Raw genomic sequence first — 23,576 nt, 5'->3', positions numbered from 1 at the left:
GCCTACTGCCGACTTGGAGGCCCGGCGATGCTGAAGCGATGCAACCAACATCAAGTGTGACCACTCGGTCGACCCTCCCCGCCGCACCTCAACGAGGCTACATGTGGCGCACGGACGAGCTGCTTCGCCTGGGCTACAACAGCCGAAGCATCAAGCACCTCTTGGATTCAGGCGAGCTGCGTCGAATGCGGTACGGATGCTACATGAGCGCCGGCAAGTGGGACTCGATGGGACCACGAAGTCAGGCCCTTGCGCGGATCATGGCCCATGCTCACGGAACCCTGACGACTTCGACGGGCGGTTTGGTCTACAGCCATCTATCGGCGGCACGACTCCATGGCCTGTTCTTGTGGGGTGTGGACCAAAAAGTCCACGTCCTGCACCCGGTTCGACCGTCCTCGGGTCGATGGGGCAAGGATGTCCGGGGTCATACTGAAGCGCTGGCCGAGACTGAGATCGTGACGGTCAGAGGCCTGCGGGTGACGTCGCTTGAGCGCACAATGTTCGACTGTGCCAGGATGCTCAGCTATCCGAAGGCGTTGGTCATTATGGACCATGGTCTGCGGCTTGGGGCAGATCGGAGTGTGCTCGCCTCAATGGGCGCAGCGTCCGCGGGAAAGCGCGGGATCCGCATTTTTCGCAAGGCCCTTGAGAATGCCGATCCTCGGTCCGAATCCGCAGGCGAGACGCTGAGCCGGGAGTTGATGCAGCGGTTACGCATCAAACCACCGGAACCCCAATTCCGTGTGAAGACCCGGGTAGGAAGCCACCGCTTGGACTTCGCGTGGGAGGAAGAAAAACTGGCCTTGGAATTCGACGGGAAAACCAAGTACTTCGACTACAAACCAACCGACGAGGTCATCTTTGAAGAAAGGCGACGCGAAAAGGCGCTCATGGAGGACGGCTGGAGGTTTATCCGGATCGAGTGGAAGGACTTGTTCCAAGAGCGGACCTTCAAAGAACGAATCCTTCGGGCGCTCAGCTTGCGCAAGTAAGGGGATGGTCGCTCGGGTTCGTGGGAAACGTGCATTGGCGCCGGGAAGCTTGCAGCGGTTCGGCACGCTTCCCGCGAACAGCAGGGATGGTCGCTCGGGTTCGTGGGAAACGTGCATGGGCGCTCGGGTTCGTGGGAAACGTGCATGGGCGCAGGAACGTTGCAGCGGTTCGGCACGCTTCCGGCGAACTCGGCGATCGGCGATCGGCGATCGGCAGCGGACGAGGGGGCCACTCAGTAGCCCGAACCAGCAGCGCCCTTGATCATCTCTCCGCCGGGGCTCACCAGGTACCAGACGTTGTTCACACCCTGGCCTGCCACATCACCGGGGGCCTTGTCCTGCGCGTAGTAGTACAGGGGCATGCCGTTCAGCGTGACCTGCTTCTTCCCGTCCGGCGTGGCGATGGTTCCCACAATGCCGGTGACGCCATCAACCTTGGGTGCGTCCGCCGTCGTCGTAAATACGGGCCAGGCGGCAAGGCATGCATCCACGCAGGCGCTCTTGCCGGAGTCCTTGACGTCCTTCGTGAAGAAGTAGAGGCTCATTCCTTTGCCATCCACCACGATCTGGCCGGCGCTGGAGGACGCCACCTTCATCTCCACGCCTGCCTCTGCTGTGCTGGGAGCGGACACGGATGACGACGCCGGCGGTGCAGGGGACGTGGACGTGCCTGGACTGCCGGCGCATCCTCCCAAAGCCACCGCGAGGACCACAGCACCAAGTCCAAAGCTGAATCTATTCTTCATCACTGGCTCCCTTGACGGGCCGGCCGGAGTGGGCCGGCGCTAACCCTAAGACGCCGCCGGGGGAAGAATGGTTCATGGTGAACCGTGTGCCTGGAAAAGGCGTCGTACGGGGTGGGAGCGAAGGAGGTGGCTATGCCGTTGGACGAGGACGTGGTGGCAGCGATCTACCGCGAGCACGGCACGGCCCTGAAGCGCTTTGTGCTCAGTTGCACCCCGGATGCGCACTTGGCTGATGACGTTGTGCAGGAAACCATCCTGAAAGTGTGGCAGCACGCCCCGCACATCACGGGAAGCCTGCGGAGTTATCTTTTCAGGACCGCGCGGAACGTGATCATCGACAACTACCGGAAGGCCCAGCGCAGGCCCGCGGAGTCCGAGGAGCACGAACTTCCGGACCACGTTGCCACCGAGCGTGTGGACGAGCTCTTGAACCGTGTGCTCATGGAGGAAGCGCTTTTGCGGCTCAGCCACGAACACCGTGAAGTTCTGGTGGCCCTGCACTACCAGCGGTACACGGTCACCGAGGCGGCGCTGCACCTGAACATCCCCGTGGGCACTGTTAAGTCCCGGGCTTTTTATGCCGTGAAAGCCCTCCGAACGATTCTTGACGAAATGGGGGTGGAAAAATGAACGCCGATTCCGTCCACCAGTTGCTGGGCGCCTACCTGCTGGGTGGCCTTGAGCCGGATGAGGCACGCGCGTTCGAGGACCACCTCGCCGCTTGCGCGGACTGTCGCGGCGGGCTGGAGGAGCTCGAAAGCCTTCCCGCGTTGCTCGATGCCGTCCCCGCCGCTGATGCAGTCGCCCTCACCGTTGCGGGCGGAAGCCAGCCGTTGGAGGCTGTCCCGCCGTCGCTCCTGGTTGATCTCTCCACCCGCAGGCGGAAATCACGACGGCGGTGGGCAGCCGTTGTTGGGGCTGTCGCCGCCGCGTGCCTGGCCTTGGGATTCCTGGCCGGTCCTTTGCTGAACCAGCCACCGAAACCCGACGCCACGTATTCCGTTCAGTCGGGCGATGGCCTGCAGTTGACGGTTGGCATGGTCAAGAAGACCTGGGGCACGGAGTTGGCTGTTGAGGGGCGGAGCATGCCGCTGGAAGGGACGCTCTACCTGTGGGTCAAGGGGCGCGACGGTGCTGAGGAACGCACATGCGGATGGACGGCGACGCCCAGCGGACGCATCAAGATCACCGGCGCTACTCCTGTTCAGCTGACCGGCATCGCGGGAGTGGAGCTCAGGGACGATTCGGACAAGACGGTGGCGTCAATCTCCGTGCCGTGATGCTGCCTGCAATTCGGCCACGAGGGCGGGTTCCTCGCATGCCTTGGCGAAGGCCTCGATCCGACGTTCGATTTCGCGGCCCAACACCCATGTCCCGATTTTTTCGGCGATAGGCGCCAGCCAGCCGGGCCGGCAGGAGAACGTGTACTTCCACACCGCGCGGGTGCCCCCGGGCTCCGGAGTGAACCGCCACCCGCCTCCGAAAGTGCCGAAGAACCAGGGGCCGGCCACCATGGTCATTCCTACGTTTCGTGGGGGATTGTAGGAAACGTACTCGGTCACCATGGTCAGCTTCATCCGGGAGACGGTGCGGGTGCGGACCCCTTTGCCTGGTTTCGTGGCGCCGTCAACGAACGATTGTGCCGAGATGAACGGGTCCCATGTGAGCCTGAATGCGCCTGTGGTCTGGGAGAGGGCGAAGGTGGTCTCCGGATCCAGGCGGATGAACCGTTCTGCGCGTACCTGCGGCATATCAGCCCGTTTGTCCGGATCCCAGTACCAGGATCACCATGAAGGCCACCCCGAAGACGTTGACCGCCATGATGGAGAGCCCAACAATGCCCGTAATTCTCCCGGCGTTCATGCGGCCTGCCCGGAACACGGCAATCAGTCCGCAGACCACGGCCGCAATCGCCAAGGCAACAGCCAACGCGGCGAAGGCCAAAGCTCCGATCCACCATGCGTCGTTGCCCTCGTTGAAGCGGCTCATGGCAGAAGCCACCGCAGCGATGCCCAGCGGAACACTGACCACGGCCGCCACCGGCGAGAGCACGGCAGCCACGATGCTGGTGATGCCTGCCCCCAACCCCCGCGTCCCCGATCGGGGTGGCTGCTGGTGGTATTCGAGTCGTGGTTGGTAGCTCATGGTTCCCCCGGAATCCGTGGACTAGATCTTGCGGTAGGTGAGGTCGAAGATAATGCGCCCGGCCTCGTGGGCTTTGTTCTCGAAGCTGGTGCGGATCCGGCCGTCGAAACGGGGAGCCCAGCCGCCCACCTCATCCACGCCCTGGTTGGGGCCGGTGTGCTCGGTGCTGACGGGTGCGCGGCCCTCCTTGACGGGGGCGCCGCCAACAACGGATTCGACGCCGGATTGCCAGACTTGCGTCAACGGGCTCTCCTCGCCGCTGCGCTCGCCTTCGTGCATGTTCTCGAACTCCGTGGAACCTGCAAGGACTTCGCGGACGTGGATGGCGTAGTTGGACCAGTCGGTGGCAATCCGCCAGTATCCACCCTTCTTGAGGGCCTTGGCCGCAACGGAAGCGAAAGCCGGCTGGATGAGCCGGCGCTTGTGGTGCCGGGCCTTGTGCCAGGGATCCGGGAAGAATACCCAGAGTTCACTGACTGAGCCCGCGGGCAGCATGGACTCCAGCACCTCGGGTGCGTTGGCTTCCACCACGCGCACGTTGGTCAGCCCGCGGCTGTTGATCTTGATGATGGTGTTGGCCAGGCCGGGGGTGTAGACCTCAACGGCAAGGAAGTCCTTGTCCGGGTTCTGCTCGGCAGCATGAACCACTGCATCGCCCAAGCCGGAGCCGATCTCCACGATCAGGGGAGCCTTGCGTCCAAACACGGCCTCGGCGTCAAAAACGTAGTCGGGGTGCACGGACGTGTTGGCCACGTGACGGGGGACCTGCACAGCCCAGCGTTCGGCATGTTCTTCCCAGGCGGCCTGGCGGCGGCCCTGGAGGCGGGTACCTCGACGCACGAAGCTGACCGGACGGCCGCCGTATGTGCCAAAGGAAGCTTGGCTGCCGGGGGTGATGGGGCGCGGGGTATCTGGGGTCTCACTCATGTCCCTTCCAGAATACTTGGCCGTCCAAAACCGGGTCACAGTCGGTCCCGCAGGGGCAGCAGTAAACAGCCCTGACAGAATAGGACGTGTGACCTCCTCCCAGAAGCCTGCCTCCGCAGAGAGCCGAACCAAGAAGCGCACAGAGAAGTCCGAAGAGAAACGCCCCTTGCCCGAGATCGCCGTCGACGCTGAGATCGACGAAGACCCGGCCCCGGCTCCCACCCAGCTCAAAGGCAAGCGGGCGCTGGCTTATCTTGCGGTCTGCCTGATCCTCATCGGCCTCAACTTGAGGACCGTCTTCTCCAGCTTCTCCGCGGTGCTGCCGGAGGTAACGTCCGGCGCCGGTCTGCCGGGTTGGTCTGTTGTTGTGCTGACCACTGTGCCGGTGACGTTGCTCGGCGTCTTCGCACCTACGGCGCCCGTCCTGGCGAGAAGATTCGGAGCAGAGAGGGTGCTGCTGGGTGCGATGGCGGTCCTCACCGCAGGGCTCCTGCTGAGGCCAGCCGAGCTCCCCGGCGCAGGCCACCTGCCCGCCTTGCTGGTGGGAACAGCGGCGTGCGGTGCAGCGATCGCGCTGTGCAACGTGCTGCTTCCCGGCGTGGTGAAGAGGGATTTCCCGCACCGTCTCGGCTTGATGGGGGGCCTGTACACCACGGCGATCTGTGCCTCCGCAGCACTCGGCGCGGGATTCACGTATCCGGTCTTTACGGCAACCGGCCACTGGACATCGGCGCTGTGGTTCTGGGCGGTGCCGGCCGCCGTCGTACTTTTGCTCTTCCTGCCGCAGGCCATCAGGCAGCACCCCGTACGGCACCAGCACCTCAGGGGCGGGGTAAATGTGTGGCGATCCGCGGTGGCGTGGCAGGTGACGGCGTTCATGGTGCTGCAGGCGATGATGTCGTTCAGTGTGTTCGCGTGGCTGGCGCCGATCCTGCGTTCCCGCGGTGTGGACGGTGGCACGGCGGGCCTGATCGTCTCGGTGTCGATTGTGCTGCAGATGCTGGGGTCGTTGTTCGCCCCGGCGCTCGCTGCCCGGCTCAAGGACCAACGGGTCATCAACATGGCGGTGGCGCTCATGACGGGCGGCGGCTTCGCCCTGAGCATCTTTGGGCCCACTGAGTTGATCTGGGTGTGGACGGGGTTGCTCGGGCTCGGCCAAGGGTCACTGACTGCCGTGGCGCTGACCATGATCATGCTTCGCACCCGGGACGCCCACACGGCCGCGCACCTTTCCGGAATGATGCAGGGGGTGGGCTACGGGGTGGGTTCCACGGGGACGCTGATGGTTGGCCAACTCCACCAAGCAACGGGTGGCTTCGCCGCGGCGGGGGTCCTGTTCCTGGTGGTCGGCTTGCTGGCGGCGTTCTTCGGATACAGGGCGGGCCGGAACCGCTTCGTCTAACCCAACTGAGTCGCAGCAGTGCGCGTTTTGAACGTTCAAAACGTGCTCTGCTGCGACTCAGTTGGGAGGGGTCAGACGGTCAGGTCCTTGCCCTTGGTTTCGGGGATCAAGTAGGCGAACAGGATACCCACCAGCAGGAGGATCACCGCGTAAACGTTGAACAGGTACGCCTGGCCGATCGTGCCCAGCCACGTCTGCAGGTAAGGGGCTGTGCCGCCGAACACGGCCACGCAGATCGAGTAGGGAACGCCCACGCCGACGGTCCGGATATGGGTCGGGAAGAGCTCCGCGTAGACGGCGGGGACGATCGCGGCGCTGCCGGCGATGAAGAACAGCATCACGGACATGGACACGGTCAGCTGCCACGGAGAATCCTTCAGCAGCCAGGTCATGGGGAAGTGGAACAGGGCGGCACCGGCAGAGGACATGATCAGGACGGGCTTCCGGCCGATCCGGTCAGACAGGCGACCCCAGAACGGCAGGGCTGCAATGAACACCACATTGGCGATCACGCCGGCCCACAACGCAGCACCGCGGTCCATCTTCAGGGCCGTCGCTGCGTAGCTCGGTGCCACGACGCCCCAGATGTAGTACACCACCGTCAGGCCCACGGTGAGCCCGATGACCTGCAGGGCCTGCTTGCGGTACTTCACGATCTGAGGCCACATCGGCGCGCGCTTTTCCTTGGGCGACTCGGCCTCGAAAGCCTCGGTTTCCTTCATCTTGGCCCGCATGAACAAGGCATAAACGCCCAGGGCGCCACCGATCAGGAACGGAATGCGCCAACCCCACGCGCTCATGTCTTCCTTGCTGAGCACAGCGGTCAGGACGGCGCCGAGCAATGTGCCTGCAAGGATTCCGGCCGTGCCGGAGGTGTAAATAAGGGTGGCCCAGAAGCCGCGCTTTTCCTTGGGCGCCATCTCCGAGAGATACGTTTGCGACGACGGCAGCTCGCCACCGTGGGCCAGGCCCTGGATGAGGCGGGCCACCAGGAGCATCACGGATGCGAAGGCGCCGACGGACTCGAACGTGGGGGCCACGCCGATCAACAAGCTGCCGATGGCGCCGAGGGCCACGGCAACAGTCATTGAGGTTTTGCGTCCAATCCGGTCGCCTATCCAGCCGAACACGAACCCGCCGAACGGCCGGGCTACGAATCCGACGGCGAAGATCGCCAGCGTGGACAGCACGGCAGAGGTGGGGTCGGCTGCGCTGAACAACGCACTCGCGATGAAGGGCGAGAAGGTGGCGTAAATAGCCCAGTCGTACCATTCAACGGCGTTGCCGATGCCGGTACCCACGAGGGTGCGGACGCGTGACCTGTGGACCTTGACGTCGGCAGGGGTTCCAACGGTGGTTGTCATCTGGTTCTCCGGGAGTCAGTTGGCGGCGAGCGCGGCGATGCGGGACATGGCCAGTTCGGCGTAAAGCGCGGCACCGTCGGTGAGGACGCCGTCGTCGAACGTTGCGTAAGGGGAGTGGTTGAAGGGCGACGTCGACGGGTCGGCGCCAGGGGCAACGGCACTGAGTCCCACAAAGGTTCCGGGGACCTCGGCCAGCACGCGGGAGAAGTCCTCGGAGCCGCTGAGCGGGGTGGCCATCCGGGTGAGGCGGGAGTCTCCGAACATGCCGGCAATGACTTTCTCGGCGGTATTCGTTTCGTCCTCGTCGTTGATGGTGAGCGGGTACTCCTCTTGGTAGTCCACGTCCACCTCCAATCCGTGTGCTGCGGCGATGCCTTTGAGCAACCGGGGAACTGCTTCCATCATCTTCTGCCTGGACGCTTCGGAGAAGGTCCGGATGGTTGCTTCGATGCGTGCGGTTTCCGGGATGACGTTCCGTTTGGTCCCTGCGTGCAGCACCCCGACGGTGAGGACCACGGGATCGAACATGTTGAACTGGCGGGTGACCATGACCTGCAGGGCCGTGACCATTTCTGCCGCTGCAGTGACGGGGTCCTTGGCCGAATGCGGCGCCGATCCGTGGCCGCCCGCGCCGAGGACCGTGACCACCAGCCCGTCGGAGGAGCTGAGCATCACGCCGTCCTTCGTGACGAACTGTCCGTGCGGCTCCAGCGAGGAGAACACGTGCATTCCGTAGGCGGTGTCCGCCCTGCGTCCGGCAGCGTCGAGGACGCCTTCGTTGATCATGTAGCTGGCGCCGTCGAATCCTTCTTCGCCCGGCTGGAACATGAGGACCACGTCTCCGGCAATCTGGTGGCGGCGTTCGGCCAGGAGGGTCGCGGCTCCGGCGAGCATTGAGGTGTGGAGGTCGTGGCCGCAGGCGTGCATGGCACCGTCCAGCCGGGAGGTGTAGTCCACGCCGGTTGTTTCCTGGACCGGCAATCCGTCCATGTCCGCGCGCAGGAGCACCACCGGCTTCCGGGCCGAAGCGTGTGCCGCACTGCCACGCAGGACCGCGGTGACCGACGTCGTGTCCTTGCCCAGTGTGATCTCGTACGGAAGACCGTCCAGCGCCTGGAGTACTTTTTCCTGGGTGCGGGGGAGATGCAGTCCGATCTCCGGTTCGCGGTGCAGTTCGTGCCGGAGCCGGACGATGTCTTCGCGGAGTTCCTGGGCGTCGGCGGCGATGGTCATACGGGGTCTCCTGTGGTTTGTTCGGCTTGCGCTTCTCTTAGATCATTCTGTGGTGATGCACCCCACAAGGCCCGAAAGATCAGGAAATATGCATGGCTTACGTGAAAGATGCAGGATTCATGCAAGCGGGAGAGAATAGAGCACATGGAACTCAGTGAGGAAGACCTGCGCCTCATCAACGCCCTGCAGATTTCACCCAGGATCAGCTGGTCCGACGCCGGCGACGTCCTGGGCGTCCATGCCACCACCCTGGCCGCCCGTTGGGACCGTCTCAGGGCCCAAGGTGCTGCGTGGACGACCGCCCACTTGATGGGTGACCCCAAGAACATGTGCCTGGCGATGGTGGACGTCGATTGCGATATGGATCTCCGGCCCGACGTCACCGCGGACCTCGCCCGGTTGCCCGAGGTGATCACCGTGGAGGAGGCGGCCAGCAACCGGGACCTCACCCTGACCGTCATCACGCAGGACCTGGATCACTTCAGTACCGGTCTGCTGCCCCGGCTCAAGGAAGTCCGGGGCCTCACCAAGTACCACACGTCCCTGTGCACCAGGATCCATACAAGTGGCTACGCCTGGCGGCTGAACGTCCTCACCAAGGCTGAACAGCAGGCATTGCGCGCAATGGCCGGTCCCGAGTCGGCCAACCCGCCCGCACCGGACGCCATTGTTGTGCCGCTGCCCGAAAGCCATCTGGCGCTCATCCCCTTCCTGGCCCGCGACGGCCGTGCCACAGCCGCGGAAATTGCCCGGGCCCTGGGCCGTCACCCGGCCACCGTCCAGCGCCAACTCACCCGCGTGCTCGGTAGCCGTATGCTCTCCTTCCGCTGCGAGATCGCACAGAAATTCTCCGGCTACCCCGTGACCGTGCAGTGGTTCGCCAACGTCCCGCCCGGCCAGCACGAAGCCGCGGCCACGGAGTTGCGGACCATCCGGAACGTGCGGTTCCTGGCCTCAACCACGGGGCGGACCAACTTCACCATGATCATGTGGCTGCGCACCCTGGCCGAGGTGATGGAGATGGAGCTTGCCATCCAGCAACGTATCCCGGGGATCGACCTGGAGGAGAGCGTCGTCATGTTGAACACCGCCAAGCGGGTGGGCTGGATGCTCAACCCGGACTCCACGTGCACCGGAACCGTGGTGCCACCATACGGCGAGCTGCTCCCGGCGAGCGCTTAGGGCTTCCTCGTAGCCCGCAGGACAGTGTCCATGATGGTGGCAGGGTTGCCGTCCGGGTCTTCGATGGTCCGCTCGCGGCTGGTGAGAACCTCAACTGACCACGGCCCGTGTTCCAAGCCCAGTTCCTCCGCGAGTTCTTCGGGTGTGTAGAACATGTCCGTCTCGTGGTGCCTGCTCCATGGCGCCAGCCCGTGCGGGTGGTGCCCGACCACCAGCAGCGTTCCTCCCGGCGCCACTGCGGCGGCAGCCTTCGACGCCGAGTCCCGCCAGGGCAGCAGGGGAGAGTGCAGGAACTGGGCTGAGACAAGGTCGAACACGGGCTCGGGTGTCCACTCCGCGAGGTCCTGTTGCTGCCAGTTGACGCTCTCTTGGAGCCCGGCTTCCCTGGCATGGTCGGCTGCACGTTCAAGCGCCACAGACGATACATCCATCGCGGTGACCTTCCATCCCTGCTTCGCGAGCCAGATGGCATCCGCACCCTCACCGCAGCCGAGGTCCAGCGCAGTTCCCGGCTCCATGCCCGTGATCTCTGCGACCAGTTGGGGATTCGGGTTCCCGCTCCAAATCTTCGGGCGTTCCCGGTACATCCCGTCCCACATGTCCACGGCGTTGTCCGCATCCTCGTGGAGGTCCAGGCGGCCCTGTTGGTCGCCGCCTTGGCGAGCCCCGCCGTCGTGATGATGCGGGTGCTGGCGGGTTCCGGCGTCGTGAGTGTGTTCAGTCATGATCCAAGCGTGCCGTCCGCCGCAGACGCGACGCAACACCTGTTGCTGTTCCGGCAAACCCCGCCCAACTAACTGGCAGCAGCGGTTGTTTTGAGGGCTCAGAACAACCCCTACTGCCAGTCAGTTGGGTGCGTTCCACCGCTGGGCGCCCGCCCCGGATGCGCCGAGTTCGTCCGACGGGTTCTGCAACGTGCACGATTTCAGGCTCAGGCAGCCACAACCGATGCATCCGTCCAGATCGTTCCTGAGGTGCTGCAGGGCGGCGATGCGCTCGTCGAGTTCCTGCCGCCAGCGCAACGAGAGTCTGGTCCAGTCGCGCTTGGTGGGTGTGCGGCCGTTGGGCAGGGACTCCAATGCCTCGCGGATGTCCTTTAACGGCAGCCCCACCCGCTGGGACGTCTTGATGAACGCCACGCGGCGCAGCGTCTCGCGTGCGTAACGCCGCTGGTTGCCTGGCGTCCGTTCGGCGCTGATGAGGCCGTTGCGTTCGTAGAAATGAAGGGCCGACGGCGACACTCCACTCCGTTCGGAAAGCTCGCCAATGGTCAGGGGCCGGTGTCCGGATACCTTCGACATGACTGAACCTCCACGTGCCCGGCGGGGCGTTGACCTCAACAATGGTTGAGGTTCTAGGGTAGCGTGCATGACCCCTGACACCTCAACGGCCGGTATCCTGCGCCGTCCATACCTCCTGGCCACCGTGGGCACCTGCGCGTTGGTGTTCCTGAGCGCCTTTGAGTCCCTCGCCGTCACCACCGTGATGCCGGTGGTCAGCCGGGACCTGAACGGAGCCGGCCTGTATGCACTGGCCTTCGCCGGTCCGCTGGCTACAGGCGTGATGGGCATGGTGGGTGCCGGGAACTGGTCCGATCGGAGAGGTCCGAAGGCTCCGCTCTACGCATCGGTGGCGATGTTCGTGGTGGGACTCCTCATCGCAGGAACTGCCGGCACCATGGAGATGCTGGTGCTCGGCCGCCTGGTCCAGGGCCTTGGTGGCGGGGCAGTGACTGTGGCGCTGTACGTCCTGGTTGCGCGGATCTACCCGCCCGTCCTGCACCCGAAGATCTTCGCGGCCTTCGCAGCTTCCTGGGTGATTCCCTCCCTGATCGGTCCTTTCGCGGCGGGGGTGGTGGCGGAGCTGACCAGTTGGCACTGGGTCTTCCTGGGAGTTGTTGGGCTGGTCATTCCGGCCTTGGCCATGGTGGTTCCGGCGATGCGCGGCCTGGCTCCGGGAAAGGGGCCCGAGGCCCCATCCGGTGTGGATGCACCGACCGTCCCATGGGCCTTCGGGCGCATGGCGTGGGCGGCGCTCGCGGCCGTGGCCGTTCTTGGACTGAACCTGTCCGGCGGAGTGCCGGGCTTCGGCGCGGTGATTGCCGCCGTCGCACTTGTCACGGCGCTCGTGGCTGTCCGTCCGCTGGTCCCGCGCGGAACCCTCACAGCGCACCGGGGGTTGCCGAGCGTCATCCTGTCCCGTGGGCTGGCGTCGGCTGCCTTCTTCGGTGCCGAGGTGTACCTGCCGTACATGCTGACGGAGCGCTATGACTTCAGCCCGACCTTTGCGGGCCTGACCCTGACCGGATCGGCGCTGGCGTGGGCCGGGGCGTCCGCTGTGCAAGGACGGTTCGGGACCCGCCTGGCTGATGCCTTGGCTGTACAGATTGGCGCCATCCTGGTGTTGGGGGCCGTCGTTTTGGCGCTTGTTACGGCCGCGCTGGCGTTGCCGGCGGCCATAGCGATTGTTGGCTGGCTATTCGCTGGCTTCGGCATGGGCCTGATGTACCCGCGGCTCAGCGTCATGACCCTGGCGCTGTCCTCGCCGGATAACCAAGGCTTCAACAGTGCCGCCATGTCCATCTCCGACTCCCTGGGCGGTGCGCTGGCCCTGGCCGCGACCGGCCTCGTCTTTGCGGCCTTCACGAACGTTGGGCCCTTTGCGGCGGTCTTTGCACTGACGGCGGTCATCGGCGTCGTTGGCGTCGTGGTGGCACCGCGCGTCGCAGCCCCGGGTGGTTCCGCCGCACCCAACTCCCGTTCGGGTGGTTCCGCCGCGCCCGAGGCCCGCGGAGCCCGCGACGGCCAAGCCGACTTCTCGCTCACCCAGCCCAAGTAGGTCGCATTTGTGCGCGTTTTCAGGGCTCAGAACGCGCGGTGCTGCGACCCGGTTGGGGGCCTGATGCAAGGAGAAACGTCCACCGCTGCTAAAATGGGATCACTTGATGTGCGGTGACGCCCTGAAGCAGGTGGCCTGACAGGCTGCGCGGCGGGGCATTTTTCATGTGAGAGGCACATCCTGCGTCGATGAACGCGTTCCATTTGGTCCCGGCCAGCGCTCCTGCAGCGAACCGGTAGACCACCTGACTTTTCCTCGGCGAACCCCTGGCCCAACCGGCGTCGGGGGCCGATGTCCGCCACAGGACACCGCCCGAAAGACATGAAGTACATGACTACTTTTGCTGCCCTTGGCACGCCCAAGGCAATTGTCGAATCCCTCGCTGCAACCGGCATCGAAGAGGCATTCCCCATCCAGGTCAAGACCCTGCCGGACACGCTGGCCGGCCGTGACGTCCTGGGCCGCGGCCGCACCGGCTCCGGCAAGACCATCGCATTCGCCATCCCGCTCGTTGCCCGACTGGCCGAGCGCGAGGCAGGCTACTTCCGCAAGCCGGGCCGTCCCATGGGCCTTGTCCTTGCGCCGACCCGCGAGCTCGCAACCCAGATCAACGCCACCGTCGAGCCGATGGCCAAGGCCATGGGCCTGAACACCACCGTGATCTACGGCGGCATCTCCCAGGCCCGCCAGGAGAAGGCGCTGCGTGCCGGCGTCGATATTGTCATCGCCTGCCCGGGCCGCCTCGAGGACCTGATCCGCCAGCGCATCCTCACGCTTGAATCGGTGGAGGTCACCGTCTTGGACGAGGCAGACCACATGGCCGACCTCGGCTTCCTCCCCGTGGTCAAGAAGCTCATGGACATGACCCCCAAGCAGGGGCAGCGCCTTCTCTTCTCGGCGACGCTGGACAACGGTGTTGACAAGCTGGTCAACCGTTACCTGTCCAACCCGCTGACGCACTCCGTGGACGATCCCCAGGCCGCAGTCACCACCATGGAACACCACGTCCTGGTGGTCAACGACCAGACCGTCAAGAAGCAGCTCATTGTGGAACTGGCGTCCGGCGCAGGCCGCCGCGTCCTCTTCATGCGGACCAAGCACCATGCCCGCAAGCTGGCCAAGACCCTCACGGACGCCGGCATTCCCGCGGTGGACCTGCACGGAAACCTGTCGCAGAACGCCCGTGACCGGAACCTCGCCGAGTTCTCCAGCGGTGAGGTGCGCGTCCTCGTGGCCACCGACGTTGCCGCCCGCGGCGTGCACGTTGACGACGTCGAACTCGTCATCCACGTGGATCCGCCCACAGAACACAAGGCCTACCTGCACCGTTCCGGCCGTACGGCCCGGGCTGGCTCGGACGGAACCGTCGTCACGCTGACGCTCCCCGAGCAGCAGCAGGACGTCAAGAAGCTCATGCGGGCTGCCGGCGTCGACGTCTCGTTCGAGCGCGTCACCGCCAACTCTCCGCTCGTGGCTGAGCTCGTGGGGGATGTAGCGGACAAAGTTGACCCCCGCACGCGCGCTGCACTCTTGGCAGCCAAGCTCCCGCAGCAGGGCGGCGGAACGTCCAACGGCGCCAATGCCCAGCGCAAGCGTGCACGGCGTTCCGGCCAGGCTACGCCCACTGCAGGCGGTCGCGGGGGACGCGGCGGACGCGGCAAGGTTTCGGCCGAGCCGGTTCGCACGGACATCAGCCGTGCGGAGCGTCGGGCAGCAATGAACGACGACGTCGCCCGCGGCTCACGCGGCCGCGGCAAGGCAGGTGCCTCGCACCGTAACGACGTTCCCGGCTCGCAGGGTCAAAGCGGCCGCAGTGGTCGCCCCGCAACCGGCCAGCGTGCAGCCGGCGGACAGCGGTCGGCGTCGGCTCCGCGAACTGCTTCTGCCACCACGACGCGCAGCAGCGGAAACAAGGCCGTGTGGTCCTCGAACACCGGCGGCACCTCGGGTGGATCCTTCGGCGCGGGCAATTCCGGCCGTGGGGGTTCCGGCTCGGGTCGCCCGCCGCGCAGCGGTCCCCGCCGTGCGTCTGCCCCGGCGTCGAACGAGCGCCGCGGCCGCTAAGGTCCCTCACGTTGTGAGGCCCGCTCTGCGCTCTATTCCTTGGGTTTAGGGCGCAAGGCAGGCCCCGCAAGTCTGGAGACCCGGGAGGTCACCAGCCCCGGGCGGTTACCAGCCCCGGGCGCGCCACTCCTCCAAGTGGGGGCGCTCGGCGCCGAGCGTGGTAGGCAAGCCATGTCCGGGATGCACTACGGTGTCATCCGGGTACGCGTCGAAGAGCCGTTCCGTGACGTCATTCAACAGTGACGTGAAGCGTGCGGGATCGTTCTGAGTGTTGCCCACGCCGCCCGGAAACAGCGAGTCTCCACTGAAAATGTGGGCCGGTCCGTCCGGGTCCTGGTACACGAAAGCGATCGAGCCAGGGGTGTGTCCGCGAAGGTGGATAGCACGGACCTCGAAGTCGTCAAACTGCTCAACGTCGCCGTGGCTAAGCCGCACATCCACTGGAACAGGCAACGCGTCGGCGTCGTCCGTTCCTGCGGAAGTGGTAGCACCGTTGGCTGCCACCAGCTCCGCCAAGGCACGCACGTGGTCCCAGTGTTGGTGGGTGGTTGCGATCCTCAGCAGCTTGGTGGGCTCAGGCGTATCCGCGGCGGAGTCGGCCAGGAGTTGCTGGATGGCCGGGAAGTCGTCGGCAGCATCGATCAACAACTGCGCACCTGTTGCCTTGGACGTCAGCAGGTACACGTTGTTGTTCATCTCGCTCACGGAGATGCTGCGAATAGTGACGTCGCGGGTTGAGTGAATTAGCGAATCCATCTGCTCAGCCTACGTCGTTGGGTTTGCGGCCTTGGTGACACGGCTGCCCGTTCCCCTGGGTTGCCCTGATTTTGCCCTTGGTTTAGCCCTCCCGGACAGCTCCGCCATGACCTCCACGGTTTCCACAATCGGAACGCGGAGGTCATGGCGGTGCTTGCGGGGTTTCGGCTTGCGGGGCGCTACCCGTGAGCTTCAACTTGCCCGATTTCGACGACTCGCTGCGTATTAGACGGTAGGACACGTCTAACGTGCAGCGGGTCGTCGAATTCGGCGAAGAGTGCTGCGGGTCCGGCTACTCGGCGCTGGTGGAGGCCTTGTCAGCCGGCTGGTCTGCGGGGAGGGCCTTCAAGCCCGCAGCGCAGCCCACGATTCCCGCGATGAAGAGCAGCTTCAACGGACTCGCCGGCTCGACACCCGTGACCATGGCCCAGCCAACGGTCAGTGCTGCACCGATCCCCACCCACACGGCATAGGCCGTGCCCAAGGGGATGCGCTTCACGGCGATGCCCAGGCCGAGCATGCTCAAAGTTGCGGTGACCGCGAAGACCAGCGTTGGAATGAGTTCCGTGAAGCCATTGGAGAGCCCCAAGGCTGTTGCCCACACGGCTTCCAGAACGGCGGAGGCGAGGAGGACCAGCCAGGACACTCCGGTCCTTGCCTCGCGTTTGGCAGTGGTTGGGGTACCCATGGCTACGCCACCACCTTCAAGCCGACCACGCACAAACCGATGCCGGCGAGCAGCAGGAGACGCGCCGGCGTCGGGCGTTCGACTTTGGTGACCATGGCGTAAGCCGAGGTCAGCACAACGCCCACGCCAACCCACACAGCGTAGGCCGTGCCCGTGGGAATTGACTGCATGGCAATGGCCAGGCCGCCGGTACTCGCGATCACGGAGACCAGGAAAACGATGCTGGGGACAGGCTTTCGGAAGCCCTTGGAACGGTGGAGTGCGGCGGCCCAAACGGCCTCGAGCGCTCCGGACAAAATAAGAATCAGCCACGACATGACATTTCCTTTGGCCAGTCTTGTCGCGCACCGGGTACTGAACCGTCGTCCGGAGGTTCCAGAGCGGAACCTTGGTTTCAGGCTAGCAAGTCCCGCGGAGGGTGGCCACTTCCGGTGGCCAAGCTCACCAGTTCGGCGCTGGCAGCCGGGCGGGGCTCAGGCCCGGTCGATGGAAACGACCGCCACGAATCCGCGGCCCGAGATCTCGGGGCTCGCGACGTCGGAACCCACCACGGCGTCATACTTGGCCAGTTCAACGGGTTCGCCGGGGCTGGTCGGCGGGGTGTCGGCGTCGGGGGTTTCCGCAACGCCCTGCGTCACGGTTGCCTTGCCTTCAAGAAGGATGGCGAGCTGGCCCTCGAACACCGGGTGCGGGCGCTTCTTGGAAATCTCGACGATTGACGTGTACCCCTTGAAAGCCCCCGTCCGGGCTATGACGTTGAGGTCGCGGATGTCGCCGGTGGGCAGGGTTGCCGATGACGCCGCGTCCCCTGAGAACCGGAACGGGCGGTACTTCTCCAGCGGATGTTCGGCGCCGTCCACTGTGAGGAGGAGGAGTTCGCCGTCGATCAGGGTGATGACGCGTTCCATGCCGGGGAAAGCGGAAAAGTCCCCGGCTTTGGAAACGTCCGCGATGCTGACCCGCCAGTCCCACGAGCCGTCCTGGGCTGAGGCCGCTTTGGGGTGGCTGGCGAGTTCGCGTGTGATCCCGCCGCCGTTGCGCCACGGCTCGGGATGGGTGTCGGCAAAGCGGATGATTTCCATCAGTCCAGCCTAGTAGTTCGGCGTTGCACTGCAGCGCTTGCTAACGTCATAAGGGTTTGGTTTTTGCACGCAAAGTCTGGAGGCACGGGATGTTCGTCAAAGTGTGTGGTTTAAGCACGCCCGAATCCGTGCAAGAGGCCGTCGACTCCGGCGCGGACGCCGTTGGCTTCGTGCTGACCGCCAGTCCCCGCGAGGTCACGCCCGAGCAAGTCCACGTTTTGCTACCGCTTGTTCCGGGGGGCGTGCATGCGGTCGGCGTCTTCCGCCACGAAACCGCAGCCGACGCCGTGGCCATCGCCCGTAAGGCCGGTCTCGCCTGGGTTCAGCTGCACGGTCACCGGACTGCCGACGACGTCAAAACAGTGCACGACGCCGGCATGCGGCTCATCAGGGCAGCCACCATGGGTGCCTCTGTGGAAGAGTTCGGTGATCTGGGCGAGGACCTGTTCTTGATCGATGCCGCCGTTCCGGGTTCGGGCGAGGCCTGGGACTACGTGTCCGTACAGGAGAAAGGCCTCGGCGACCGTAAATGGTTGCTCGCCGGAGGGCTCGAGCCGGGCAACGTGGCGTTCGCCGCAACGGCTGCCGGTGCTTGGGGCGTTGATGTTTCCTCGGGCGTCGAGGCGTCCCGTGGGGTGAAGGATCTGGCGAAGATCCGCGCGTTCGTGGAAGCCGCCAAAGCCTAGGGTTCCCCTCCCGGCGTTCCTCTGTCACGTCCCGTCGGGTTTTTGGTGTTGCTCTGTCACATCCCGTCGGGTTTTTGGGGTTCCTCTGTCACTTCCCGCCGAGTTCTTGGGGTTCCTCTGTCACTTCCAGCCGAGTTTCAGCGGATGCTTTTCCGATGCGCGTCCGCGGGCTAGGCGAGCACCGCATCCAGCTTGTCGAATGACGTGCCCCAGCCGTCCTTCGTCATCTCCACCCACTCCTCCGACGCGAACGGTCCCTGCGTCAGGTGCATCCGGGTGCGGCTGCCGCCCAGGTCTTCGAACTTAAGATGCATTTCTTCGTACTCGTGGTCCGAGTCCGGGGCGGCTTTAGCCTTCGCGACCAGAAGGCCCGGAGCATCCAACTCGGTGATGACGGCCTCGATGGGCGCTTCCTGCCGGCCGTTCTCATCCGTCCAGACCATGACGACCTGCCATATTCCACCCACCTTGGGCTCAACGACGATTTTCTCGCGAGGAGCACCCACGTCCACTGGGCCGAACCATTTAGTGAGTTGGTCCGGCTCCATCCAAGCCTCGAATACTTTCTCGCGAGGGGCGTCAAAGTCTCGGGTCAGGGTCAAAGTGTGCTGTGCCGTGCTCATGTGGCTCCCGTGGTAAGTAAATCGACTGATGGCCAAAGATGCTGTTGTCTGACCGAGTCTAGGCTTACGACCGGCAAAAACCGACGGCGTGCTGATGAACTGCGCCGGAAGAGTGCGAGAGGGATGGCGGAGGGGGTGGGATGTGGCAGAGGGATGGCGGAAGTGGGGTGGGATGTGACAGAGGGATGGCGGAGGGGGTGGGATGTGGCAGAGGGATGGCGGAAGTAGGGTGGGATGTGAGAGAGGGGCACAGGGCGGAAGTCAGGGACGATTCAGGGCATACCCCGGGTTATTTTGTCGGCCGTTCAATGGAGAATGGACCCTATGAAAACGCTGCTCAACATCATTTGGCTGGTCTTCGGTGGCTTTTGGTTGGCTTTGGGCTACTTCGCGGCAGGACTCATCTGCTGCGTGCTCATTGTGACCATCCCTTGGGGTATCGCGTCGTTCCGCATTGGCTTCTACTGCCTGTGGCCCTTCGGCCAGATGGTGGTGGAGAAGCCAGGTGGAAGCGGCGTCTTCGCCCTCCTTGGCAATGTGATCTGGCTGCTGGTGGCCGGCATCTGGATCGCGATCGGTCACGTCGTGACTGCGGTTGCCATGGCCATCACCATCGTCGGCATCCCGCTGGCCATTGCCAACCTCAAGCTGATCCCGGTATCGCTCATGCCTCTGGGTAAGCAGATCGTTCCGACCGACAGGCCGTTCGTCAGCACCTACCGCTGAGGGTTACCCAGCGCAATGGGTTACGAGCCGGAGACCTCTCCGGTCTGCACATCGAACCGGAACTGCCGCTCCTCACGGAACTTCCCGCCGTCGGCCTCCGCTACGAAGGTGAGTTCCACCGTGCCCGAGCACAGGTCGGATTCCGTCACTGTGTAGCTCGGGGTGAAGTACAGCGAATGCTCACCGGGCAGCAGGTCGACGGCGGGAAACTCCTGCCAGTGCGGCCCATGAAGCACGACGCCGGAAAGCGGCTGGGTGCCGGCGTTCCGGACGCGCCCGGTGAAAGCCAGGATGTCACCTGCCTTGTAGCCGGGAATGATGGGGCCGTAGTTCAGGTCCTGTGCTTCGCGGGTGCCCAGGATTTGATCCCCGTCCGCATAGCCTTGGCCGATTTCCTTCCACGTCTGGACATCCCATTCGCCGTCGCTGTTGGAGGGGATCACGTGGAATTCCCCGGCGTTCTGCCATACTTCGGGCCGGCCCGGGGTGATCGAGCGAAGTTCCATGTCGAAGGACAATGGGCCGGCTTCCCCACGGTGCACGGGTGCCTCCGGAAGGCGGGGGGAGGCCAACTGGAGGGTGAGTTGTTCCGCCGGCACCGAGGCAAAGACGATCTCCCGGTACCCTTGCCGTTCATACAGCACGCCGATATTCCCGTCCGGCAACCGCGTCGCCGTGGAGTAGGCAGAACTGCCCTCGCACAGCATGAGCTTCGCAGGCCACGTGGCACCGTTGTCCGGGGAGAGGCTCAACACTGTGTTGCGGCGCAGGTGCGGGTCCTGGTTATTGGTGGCAATCAGCCAGTTGCCGGAAGCCGAACCGGAAGCCGAACCGGACGCCGAGCCGGCGCCAAAGCCCGTGTCCGGACCCGCGAGTGCGTCAACAATCGGCGCCCCGTCGAAACGTGCCAGGGAGCCGTTGTCACTGGGGTCCGGCAGTTCGGGAACGGGCAGCAGTGAACTCCAGGTCTGGCCGCCGTCGTTGGAGATGGCAGCCAGCCGCGACGGAGTGGCCCTTGAGTGCAGCAGCAGCCGGCCATCGGACAGGCACACCACCTTGTTTTCATTGGGTCCAACTCCGGCCGGGCCGGGCCCGATCAGCCCGCCCAGCGTCCACGTCCCGCCGTGATCGTCGCTGTAGGCGGAGGCGGCTCTGATTTCGCCGTTTATCAGCAGTACGTATTGCTGGACCAGACGTCCTGAATAGGGGCCTGTGTGGACTTGAATTCCTTGGCCGGCTGAGGCGAAGAGCCCGGTGGTTCCAGGGTGAACGGGCTTGAGCATCGCGGTGAGCCGCCTGTGCTGCCAGGTGCCGCCGTCGTCGTCGGAGAAGCTGACATCCGCGTGCTGGATGTCGTCCTCGGGTTCCAATCCGGACGACGCTTCGAAGAAGCCGGCGTGCGTTCCTGCCGCGTGGAACATGAAGATCCGGCCGGTGTCAGCGTCCACCAACAGGCTCGGGTCACCGTAACCGTCCAAGCCCGAACCGGTGCGGACCACATGTTGCCCGGTCCACGAAGCGCCGTTGTCGAAGCTGCGGCGGAGAAGGAGGTCGATGGTGTTGGGGAGGTCGTCGAGGTTTGGCCTGCCGTCGTAGGCGGCGAGGATGGTGCCGCGCGTGCTGACGGCGAGGGCAGGAATCCGGTACTGACGGTAACCGCCCACGCCTCGAACAGCGAGCACATGCTCCACAGTGGGCCGTGCTTGCGGGATTGACGGGGGGAGGTAGGAGGTCACACCTCCTAGTTTAGGTTAAACCAGCCAACTCGGCCGCGAGGTTGCGCCGGGCTGCCTCCAGCCACAACGCCTTCGCGCGGTCTCCGTGGAACAGCGGGTCCAGGGACAGCAGGTGGCGCACGACGGCGGCCCGCCCCGTCGCGAAGTCGTCGTCACTGATGTGGGCGTAGTCTTCGCGGACGGCCGCGACGTACTTGGCATAGGACTGTTCGTCGCCGCCGAGGACGGAGAGGTCCGCATCGCACAACAGTGCTCCGGCATGATCGCCGGGTTCCGGATTGTGCTTGTCCGTGAGCCGCACAAGACGGGCTACTTCCGCGACGTCCTCCGGGGAAAGCCCGGCCTTGGTCAAGCGGTCCTCTGCCAGTTGCGCGGAGGCCTCCTCGTCCTGTCCGGCGACTCCTTCGTAAACAGCATCGTGGAACCACGCCGCCAAGGACACTGTCCGTGCAGGGAGCGCCGGCTCGGTGAGGACGTCCAAGGCCTCAAGGACAGCCAGCAGGTGGGTGCGGCTGTGGTATTTCCGGGTGTCCTCGCCCCAGCGTTCCAGCAACTCCAAGCCCAGTTCCTCGTGGCCGGGGTAAATGGTGTTCCAGTGCTTCATCAAGGGAACTGTGAGGGCCTTGTTCCGGTCCCGGGCGGGAATCCTGAGACCGCTGGCAATGAGTTTCCGGACCAGGACACGTGCCTCCACCGGAATGGCTCCCGCTTTGACGAGGTCGTCGTAGAGGCGCTCGGGTACGTCGTAGTGGTCGCCGTCGAAAGCCCGTTCGGGAACCCCCGCTGCCGAAGCGAAGGCATGCAGCTCATCCAAGGACTTGTCCGAGATCAAGTGGGAGAAGACGGTCCCGTGCGCGGGCCACAGGGGCGGATCGACGTATACGGCCATGGGCAAAGTGTAGTCCCGGTTCAGCCTTGGCAAAGGCGGCGCGATCCTTCCCAGTTGCCGGTCGTCAGGGCGTGTCTACCGCCGAACCACCGCCCCGGAATCGCGGGCTTCGCTGCCCGTGGTGTTCACGGCAACCGGGAAGGAGCCTGGGGTCAGCGCTCGGCCGGCAGGATGTTCTGGTTGCCCCTGAAGACGTTGTCGGGATCGAATTGGGCTTTGACCTTGGAGAGTCGCCTGTAGTTCTGCTCCCCGTAGGCCGCCATGATCCGGTCCTGCCCTTCGTCGCCGATGAAGTTGAGCCACACGCCGCCGGTGGTATGCAGGGCAATGTCCTGCCGGAACTGCTTCACCCAATCCTTCGCTTCCTGCCATCCTTCCCGCGTCTCGGCCAAGCCAAAGGGGTGGCTCACCCACGCTGCGCTGCGATGCTGCAAGGGCGTGTTGGCCGCAGCAGGTCCGCCCACCGCGCCACCCCAACGCCCCACCAGCTGCTGCGAATTGGGCCCGGGGAGCCGTTGTGCCGAGTCCACCAGGATGTCCAGGGCTTCGTCGCTGAGGTGATCGTGATAGTCGGCGCTCCAGTAGTTGTAGTGGTCCGGTGGATCATCGATCATGCACTGGAAATCCGCGTAGTTCATGGCGTCAATAAGGTCCACGGACGGGCCCAGCTCCTTGAATGGCCTTGCGTGCTCTTCGCCCTCCTCGGCGTTCCCCGCGTACAGGTAAGCCATGCCAACGGCCAGCTTGCCCACCATGTCCGGGGGTACAAAATCCTCGGACGGGGCTGTCTGGTAGACCAGGGCTGTGCCCACCTCATCGGGTGCGCTGAGTGCCAGGTCCCGGTAGGCGCGCGAGATCTCCGGTGCGGCTTCCCCGGGGAAGAGGGCCAGCCCGGCCGTCACCGTTGGACCAAGATCGTGGAGTTGGAACGTGAAGGACGTTGCCACGCCGAAGTTTCCGCCGCCGCCGTGCAACGCCCAGAACAGCTCGGGGTTTTCCGTGGCGCTCGCGGTCACCAGGTCCCCGGAGGCGGTTACCAAATCCACGGAGAGCAGATTGTCGCAGGAGAACCCGTAGGACCGTTCCAGCCAACCCGAACCTCCGCCCAACGTGAAGCCGGAGACGCCCGTGGTGGACGCCCTGCCACCGGTTACCGCCAGCCCGTGTTGCTGGGTGGCGCGATCGAATTCGCCCCATGTGACACCGCCGCCGACCTTGGCCGTCTTCGCTTCCGGGTCCACCTGAATGGATTTCATGGGCCGGACATCAACTACCAGGCCGTCGTCATTCGTGGACATGCCGGCCACTGAATGCCCGCCCGATCTGACGGCGACATCCAGATTGTGTGTCCTGGCGTGGTGGAGGGCTTCGGCCACCTCGCCGGGAGAGGAGCAACGGGCAATGACAGCCGGCCGTCGGTCGATCATTGCGTTGAAGAGTTTTCGGGTTTCGTCATAGTCCGGATCTTCCGGACGAATCCATTCCATGTGGACG

25 protein-coding genes and 1 riboswitch are annotated in these 23,576 nt (G+C 64.7%); of the genes, 9 read left to right on the top strand and 16 right to left on the bottom strand.

The features are described from left to right. The first annotated feature begins 101 nt into the window (after positions 1-101). A complete protein-coding gene (locus OCL88_RS06465) occupies positions 102-995 on the top strand; it encodes a hypothetical protein (RefSeq protein ID WP_372512822.1) in 894 nt (297 codons plus the stop codon). Positions 996-1,228: 233 nt separating this feature from the next. Here the strand turns inward: OCL88_RS06465 and OCL88_RS06460 are convergent, their stop codons facing one another. After that, positions 1,229-1,741 (bottom strand): hypothetical protein, encoded by a 513-nt coding sequence (locus tag OCL88_RS06460; protein WP_264961966.1) that lies wholly within the window; start codon positions 1,739-1,741, stop codon positions 1,229-1,231. 132 nt (positions 1,742-1,873) lie between these two features. Between OCL88_RS06460 and OCL88_RS06455 the strand changes: the two genes are divergently transcribed. Together OCL88_RS06455 and OCL88_RS06450 are read left to right on the top strand one after the other, a co-directional pair. Beyond that, entirely contained in the window at positions 1,874-2,371 is a 498-nt protein-coding gene (locus OCL88_RS06455; protein ID WP_166186522.1) for a sigma-70 family RNA polymerase sigma factor, read from the top strand. Continuing rightward, the gene (locus OCL88_RS06450) at positions 2,368-3,021 is read left to right on the top strand and encodes an anti-sigma factor family protein (RefSeq protein ID WP_264961965.1); all 654 of its coding nucleotides are present in this window, start codon (positions 2,368-2,370) and stop codon (positions 3,019-3,021) included. The genes OCL88_RS06455 and OCL88_RS06450 overlap by 4 nt, the downstream gene beginning before the upstream one ends. On the opposite strand, the gene OCL88_RS06445 is transcribed toward OCL88_RS06450, so the two are convergent. From OCL88_RS06445 to trmB, 3 genes are read right to left on the bottom strand one after another with little or no spacing between them, the layout of a single operon-like run. After that, positions 3,004-3,492 (bottom strand): type II toxin-antitoxin system RatA family toxin, encoded by a 489-nt coding sequence (locus OCL88_RS06445; protein WP_264961964.1) that lies wholly within the window; start codon positions 3,490-3,492, stop codon positions 3,004-3,006. The genes OCL88_RS06450 and OCL88_RS06445 overlap by 18 nt on opposite strands. Before the next feature lies 1 nt (position 3,493). Continuing rightward, entirely contained in the window at positions 3,494-3,886 is a 393-nt protein-coding gene (locus OCL88_RS06440; RefSeq protein ID WP_264961963.1) for a hypothetical protein, read from the bottom strand. A gap of 21 nt (positions 3,887-3,907) precedes the next feature. After that, on the bottom strand, positions 3,908-4,813 hold the full coding sequence (trmB, locus tag OCL88_RS06435) for a tRNA (guanosine(46)-N7)-methyltransferase TrmB (RefSeq protein WP_264961962.1): 906 nt from the start codon (positions 4,811-4,813) through the stop codon (positions 3,908-3,910). Positions 4,814-4,979: 166 nt separating this feature from the next. Between trmB and OCL88_RS06430 the strand changes: the two genes are divergently transcribed. Beyond that, entirely contained in the window at positions 4,980-6,215 is a 1,236-nt protein-coding gene (locus OCL88_RS06430; RefSeq protein ID WP_264962002.1) for an MFS transporter, read from the top strand. A gap of 71 nt (positions 6,216-6,286) precedes the next feature. On the opposite strand, the gene OCL88_RS06425 is transcribed toward OCL88_RS06430, so the two are convergent. After that, positions 6,287-7,579: an MFS transporter gene (locus OCL88_RS06425; protein ID WP_264961961.1), complete on the bottom strand. Its 1,293-nt coding sequence runs from the start codon at positions 7,577-7,579 to the stop codon at positions 6,287-6,289. Between the two features lie 15 nt (positions 7,580-7,594). Next, entirely contained in the window at positions 7,595-8,812 is a 1,218-nt protein-coding gene (locus OCL88_RS06420) for a M20 metallopeptidase family protein (protein ID WP_166188109.1), read from the bottom strand. Positions 8,813-8,956: 144 nt separating this feature from the next. Here OCL88_RS06420 and OCL88_RS06415 point away from each other — a divergent pair, with 144 nt between their 5' ends. Beyond that, positions 8,957-9,994 carry an Lrp/AsnC family transcriptional regulator gene (locus OCL88_RS06415; protein ID WP_166188106.1) on the top strand — a complete coding sequence of 346 codons (1,038 nt, stop codon included), beginning with the start codon at positions 8,957-8,959 and terminating at the stop codon, positions 9,992-9,994. On the opposite strand, the gene OCL88_RS06410 is transcribed toward OCL88_RS06415, so the two are convergent. Next, the gene (locus OCL88_RS06410; protein WP_264961960.1) at positions 9,991-10,719 is read right to left on the bottom strand and encodes an SAM-dependent methyltransferase; all 729 of its coding nucleotides are present in this window, start codon (positions 10,717-10,719) and stop codon (positions 9,991-9,993) included. The two genes, OCL88_RS06415 and OCL88_RS06410, sit on opposite strands and share 4 nt — an antisense overlap. 120 nt (positions 10,720-10,839) lie before the next feature. Beyond that, entirely contained in the window at positions 10,840-11,364 is a 525-nt protein-coding gene (gene soxR, locus OCL88_RS06405) for a redox-sensitive transcriptional activator SoxR (RefSeq protein WP_319951644.1), read from the bottom strand. Here soxR and OCL88_RS06400 point away from each other — a divergent pair. Together OCL88_RS06400 and OCL88_RS06395 are read left to right on the top strand one after the other, a co-directional pair. Then, positions 11,363-12,832: an MFS transporter gene (locus OCL88_RS06400; RefSeq protein ID WP_264961958.1), complete on the top strand. Its 1,470-nt coding sequence runs from the start codon at positions 11,363-11,365 to the stop codon at positions 12,830-12,832. The two genes, soxR and OCL88_RS06400, sit on opposite strands and share 2 nt — an antisense overlap. A 330-nt stretch (positions 12,833-13,162) precedes the next feature. Beyond that, a complete protein-coding gene (locus tag OCL88_RS06395; RefSeq protein ID WP_264961957.1) occupies positions 13,163-14,896 on the top strand; it encodes a DEAD/DEAH box helicase in 1,734 nt (577 codons plus the stop codon). Positions 14,897-15,001: 105 nt separating this feature from the next. On the opposite strand, the gene OCL88_RS06390 is transcribed toward OCL88_RS06395, so the two are convergent. The 4 genes from OCL88_RS06390 to OCL88_RS06375 all read right to left on the bottom strand — a co-directional run bounded on the left by OCL88_RS06390 (position 15,002) and on the right by OCL88_RS06375 (position 17,422). Next, a complete protein-coding gene (locus tag OCL88_RS06390; RefSeq protein WP_201434533.1) occupies positions 15,002-15,652 on the bottom strand; it encodes an MBL fold metallo-hydrolase in 651 nt (216 codons plus the stop codon). 292 nt (positions 15,653-15,944) lie between these two features. Further along, entirely contained in the window at positions 15,945-16,340 is a 396-nt protein-coding gene (locus OCL88_RS06385) for a DMT family transporter (protein WP_264961956.1), read from the bottom strand. Between the two features lie 2 nt (positions 16,341-16,342). Then, the gene (locus OCL88_RS06380) at positions 16,343-16,657 is read right to left on the bottom strand and encodes a DMT family transporter (RefSeq protein ID WP_021472817.1); all 315 of its coding nucleotides are present in this window, start codon (positions 16,655-16,657) and stop codon (positions 16,343-16,345) included. A 9-nt stretch (positions 16,658-16,666) separates the two neighbouring features. Beyond that, positions 16,667-16,732, bottom strand: a riboswitch (guanidine-III (ykkC-III) riboswitch). An 81-nt stretch (positions 16,733-16,813) separates the two neighbouring features. Then, positions 16,814-17,422: a HutD family protein gene (locus OCL88_RS06375; RefSeq protein WP_193592788.1), complete on the bottom strand. Its 609-nt coding sequence runs from the start codon at positions 17,420-17,422 to the stop codon at positions 16,814-16,816. 89 nt (positions 17,423-17,511) lie between these two features. Between OCL88_RS06375 and OCL88_RS06370 the strand changes: the two genes are divergently transcribed. Beyond that, on the top strand, positions 17,512-18,108 hold the full coding sequence (locus OCL88_RS06370; protein ID WP_193592789.1) for a phosphoribosylanthranilate isomerase: 597 nt from the start codon (positions 17,512-17,514) through the stop codon (positions 18,106-18,108). Positions 18,109-18,278: 170 nt separating this feature from the next. Here the strand turns inward: OCL88_RS06370 and OCL88_RS06365 are convergent, their stop codons facing one another. After that, positions 18,279-18,731: an SRPBCC family protein gene (locus OCL88_RS06365; RefSeq protein WP_166188132.1), complete on the bottom strand. Its 453-nt coding sequence runs from the start codon at positions 18,729-18,731 to the stop codon at positions 18,279-18,281. 324 nt (positions 18,732-19,055) lie between these two features. Between OCL88_RS06365 and OCL88_RS06360 the strand changes: the two genes are divergently transcribed. Next, the gene (locus tag OCL88_RS06360; protein ID WP_021472813.1) at positions 19,056-19,457 is read left to right on the top strand and encodes a YccF domain-containing protein; all 402 of its coding nucleotides are present in this window, start codon (positions 19,056-19,058) and stop codon (positions 19,455-19,457) included. Between the two features lie 20 nt (positions 19,458-19,477). Here the strand turns inward: OCL88_RS06360 and OCL88_RS06355 are convergent, their stop codons facing one another. The 3 genes from OCL88_RS06355 to OCL88_RS06345 form a co-directional block, all read right to left on the bottom strand. Beyond that, positions 19,478-21,193: a sialidase family protein gene (locus OCL88_RS06355; protein WP_201433721.1), complete on the bottom strand. Its 1,716-nt coding sequence runs from the start codon at positions 21,191-21,193 to the stop codon at positions 19,478-19,480. 10 nt (positions 21,194-21,203) lie between these two features. Beyond that, the gene (locus OCL88_RS06350; RefSeq protein ID WP_201433720.1) at positions 21,204-22,082 is read right to left on the bottom strand and encodes a DUF4031 domain-containing protein; all 879 of its coding nucleotides are present in this window, start codon (positions 22,080-22,082) and stop codon (positions 21,204-21,206) included. 152 nt (positions 22,083-22,234) lie between these two features. Continuing rightward, on the bottom strand, positions 22,235-23,569 hold the full coding sequence (locus OCL88_RS06345) for an FAD-binding oxidoreductase (protein WP_264961955.1): 1,335 nt from the start codon (positions 23,567-23,569) through the stop codon (positions 22,235-22,237). Between the last annotated feature and the right edge of the window lie 7 nt (positions 23,570-23,576).

It is taken from the genome of Paenarthrobacter sp. PAE-2 (assembly GCF_026013155.1).
Classification (GTDB): Bacteria; Actinomycetota; Actinomycetes; order Actinomycetales; family Micrococcaceae; genus Arthrobacter; species Arthrobacter ureafaciens.
The sequence above is the reverse complement of the archived record's forward strand: the minus strand, read 5'-3'. Positions and strand labels throughout refer to the sequence as shown.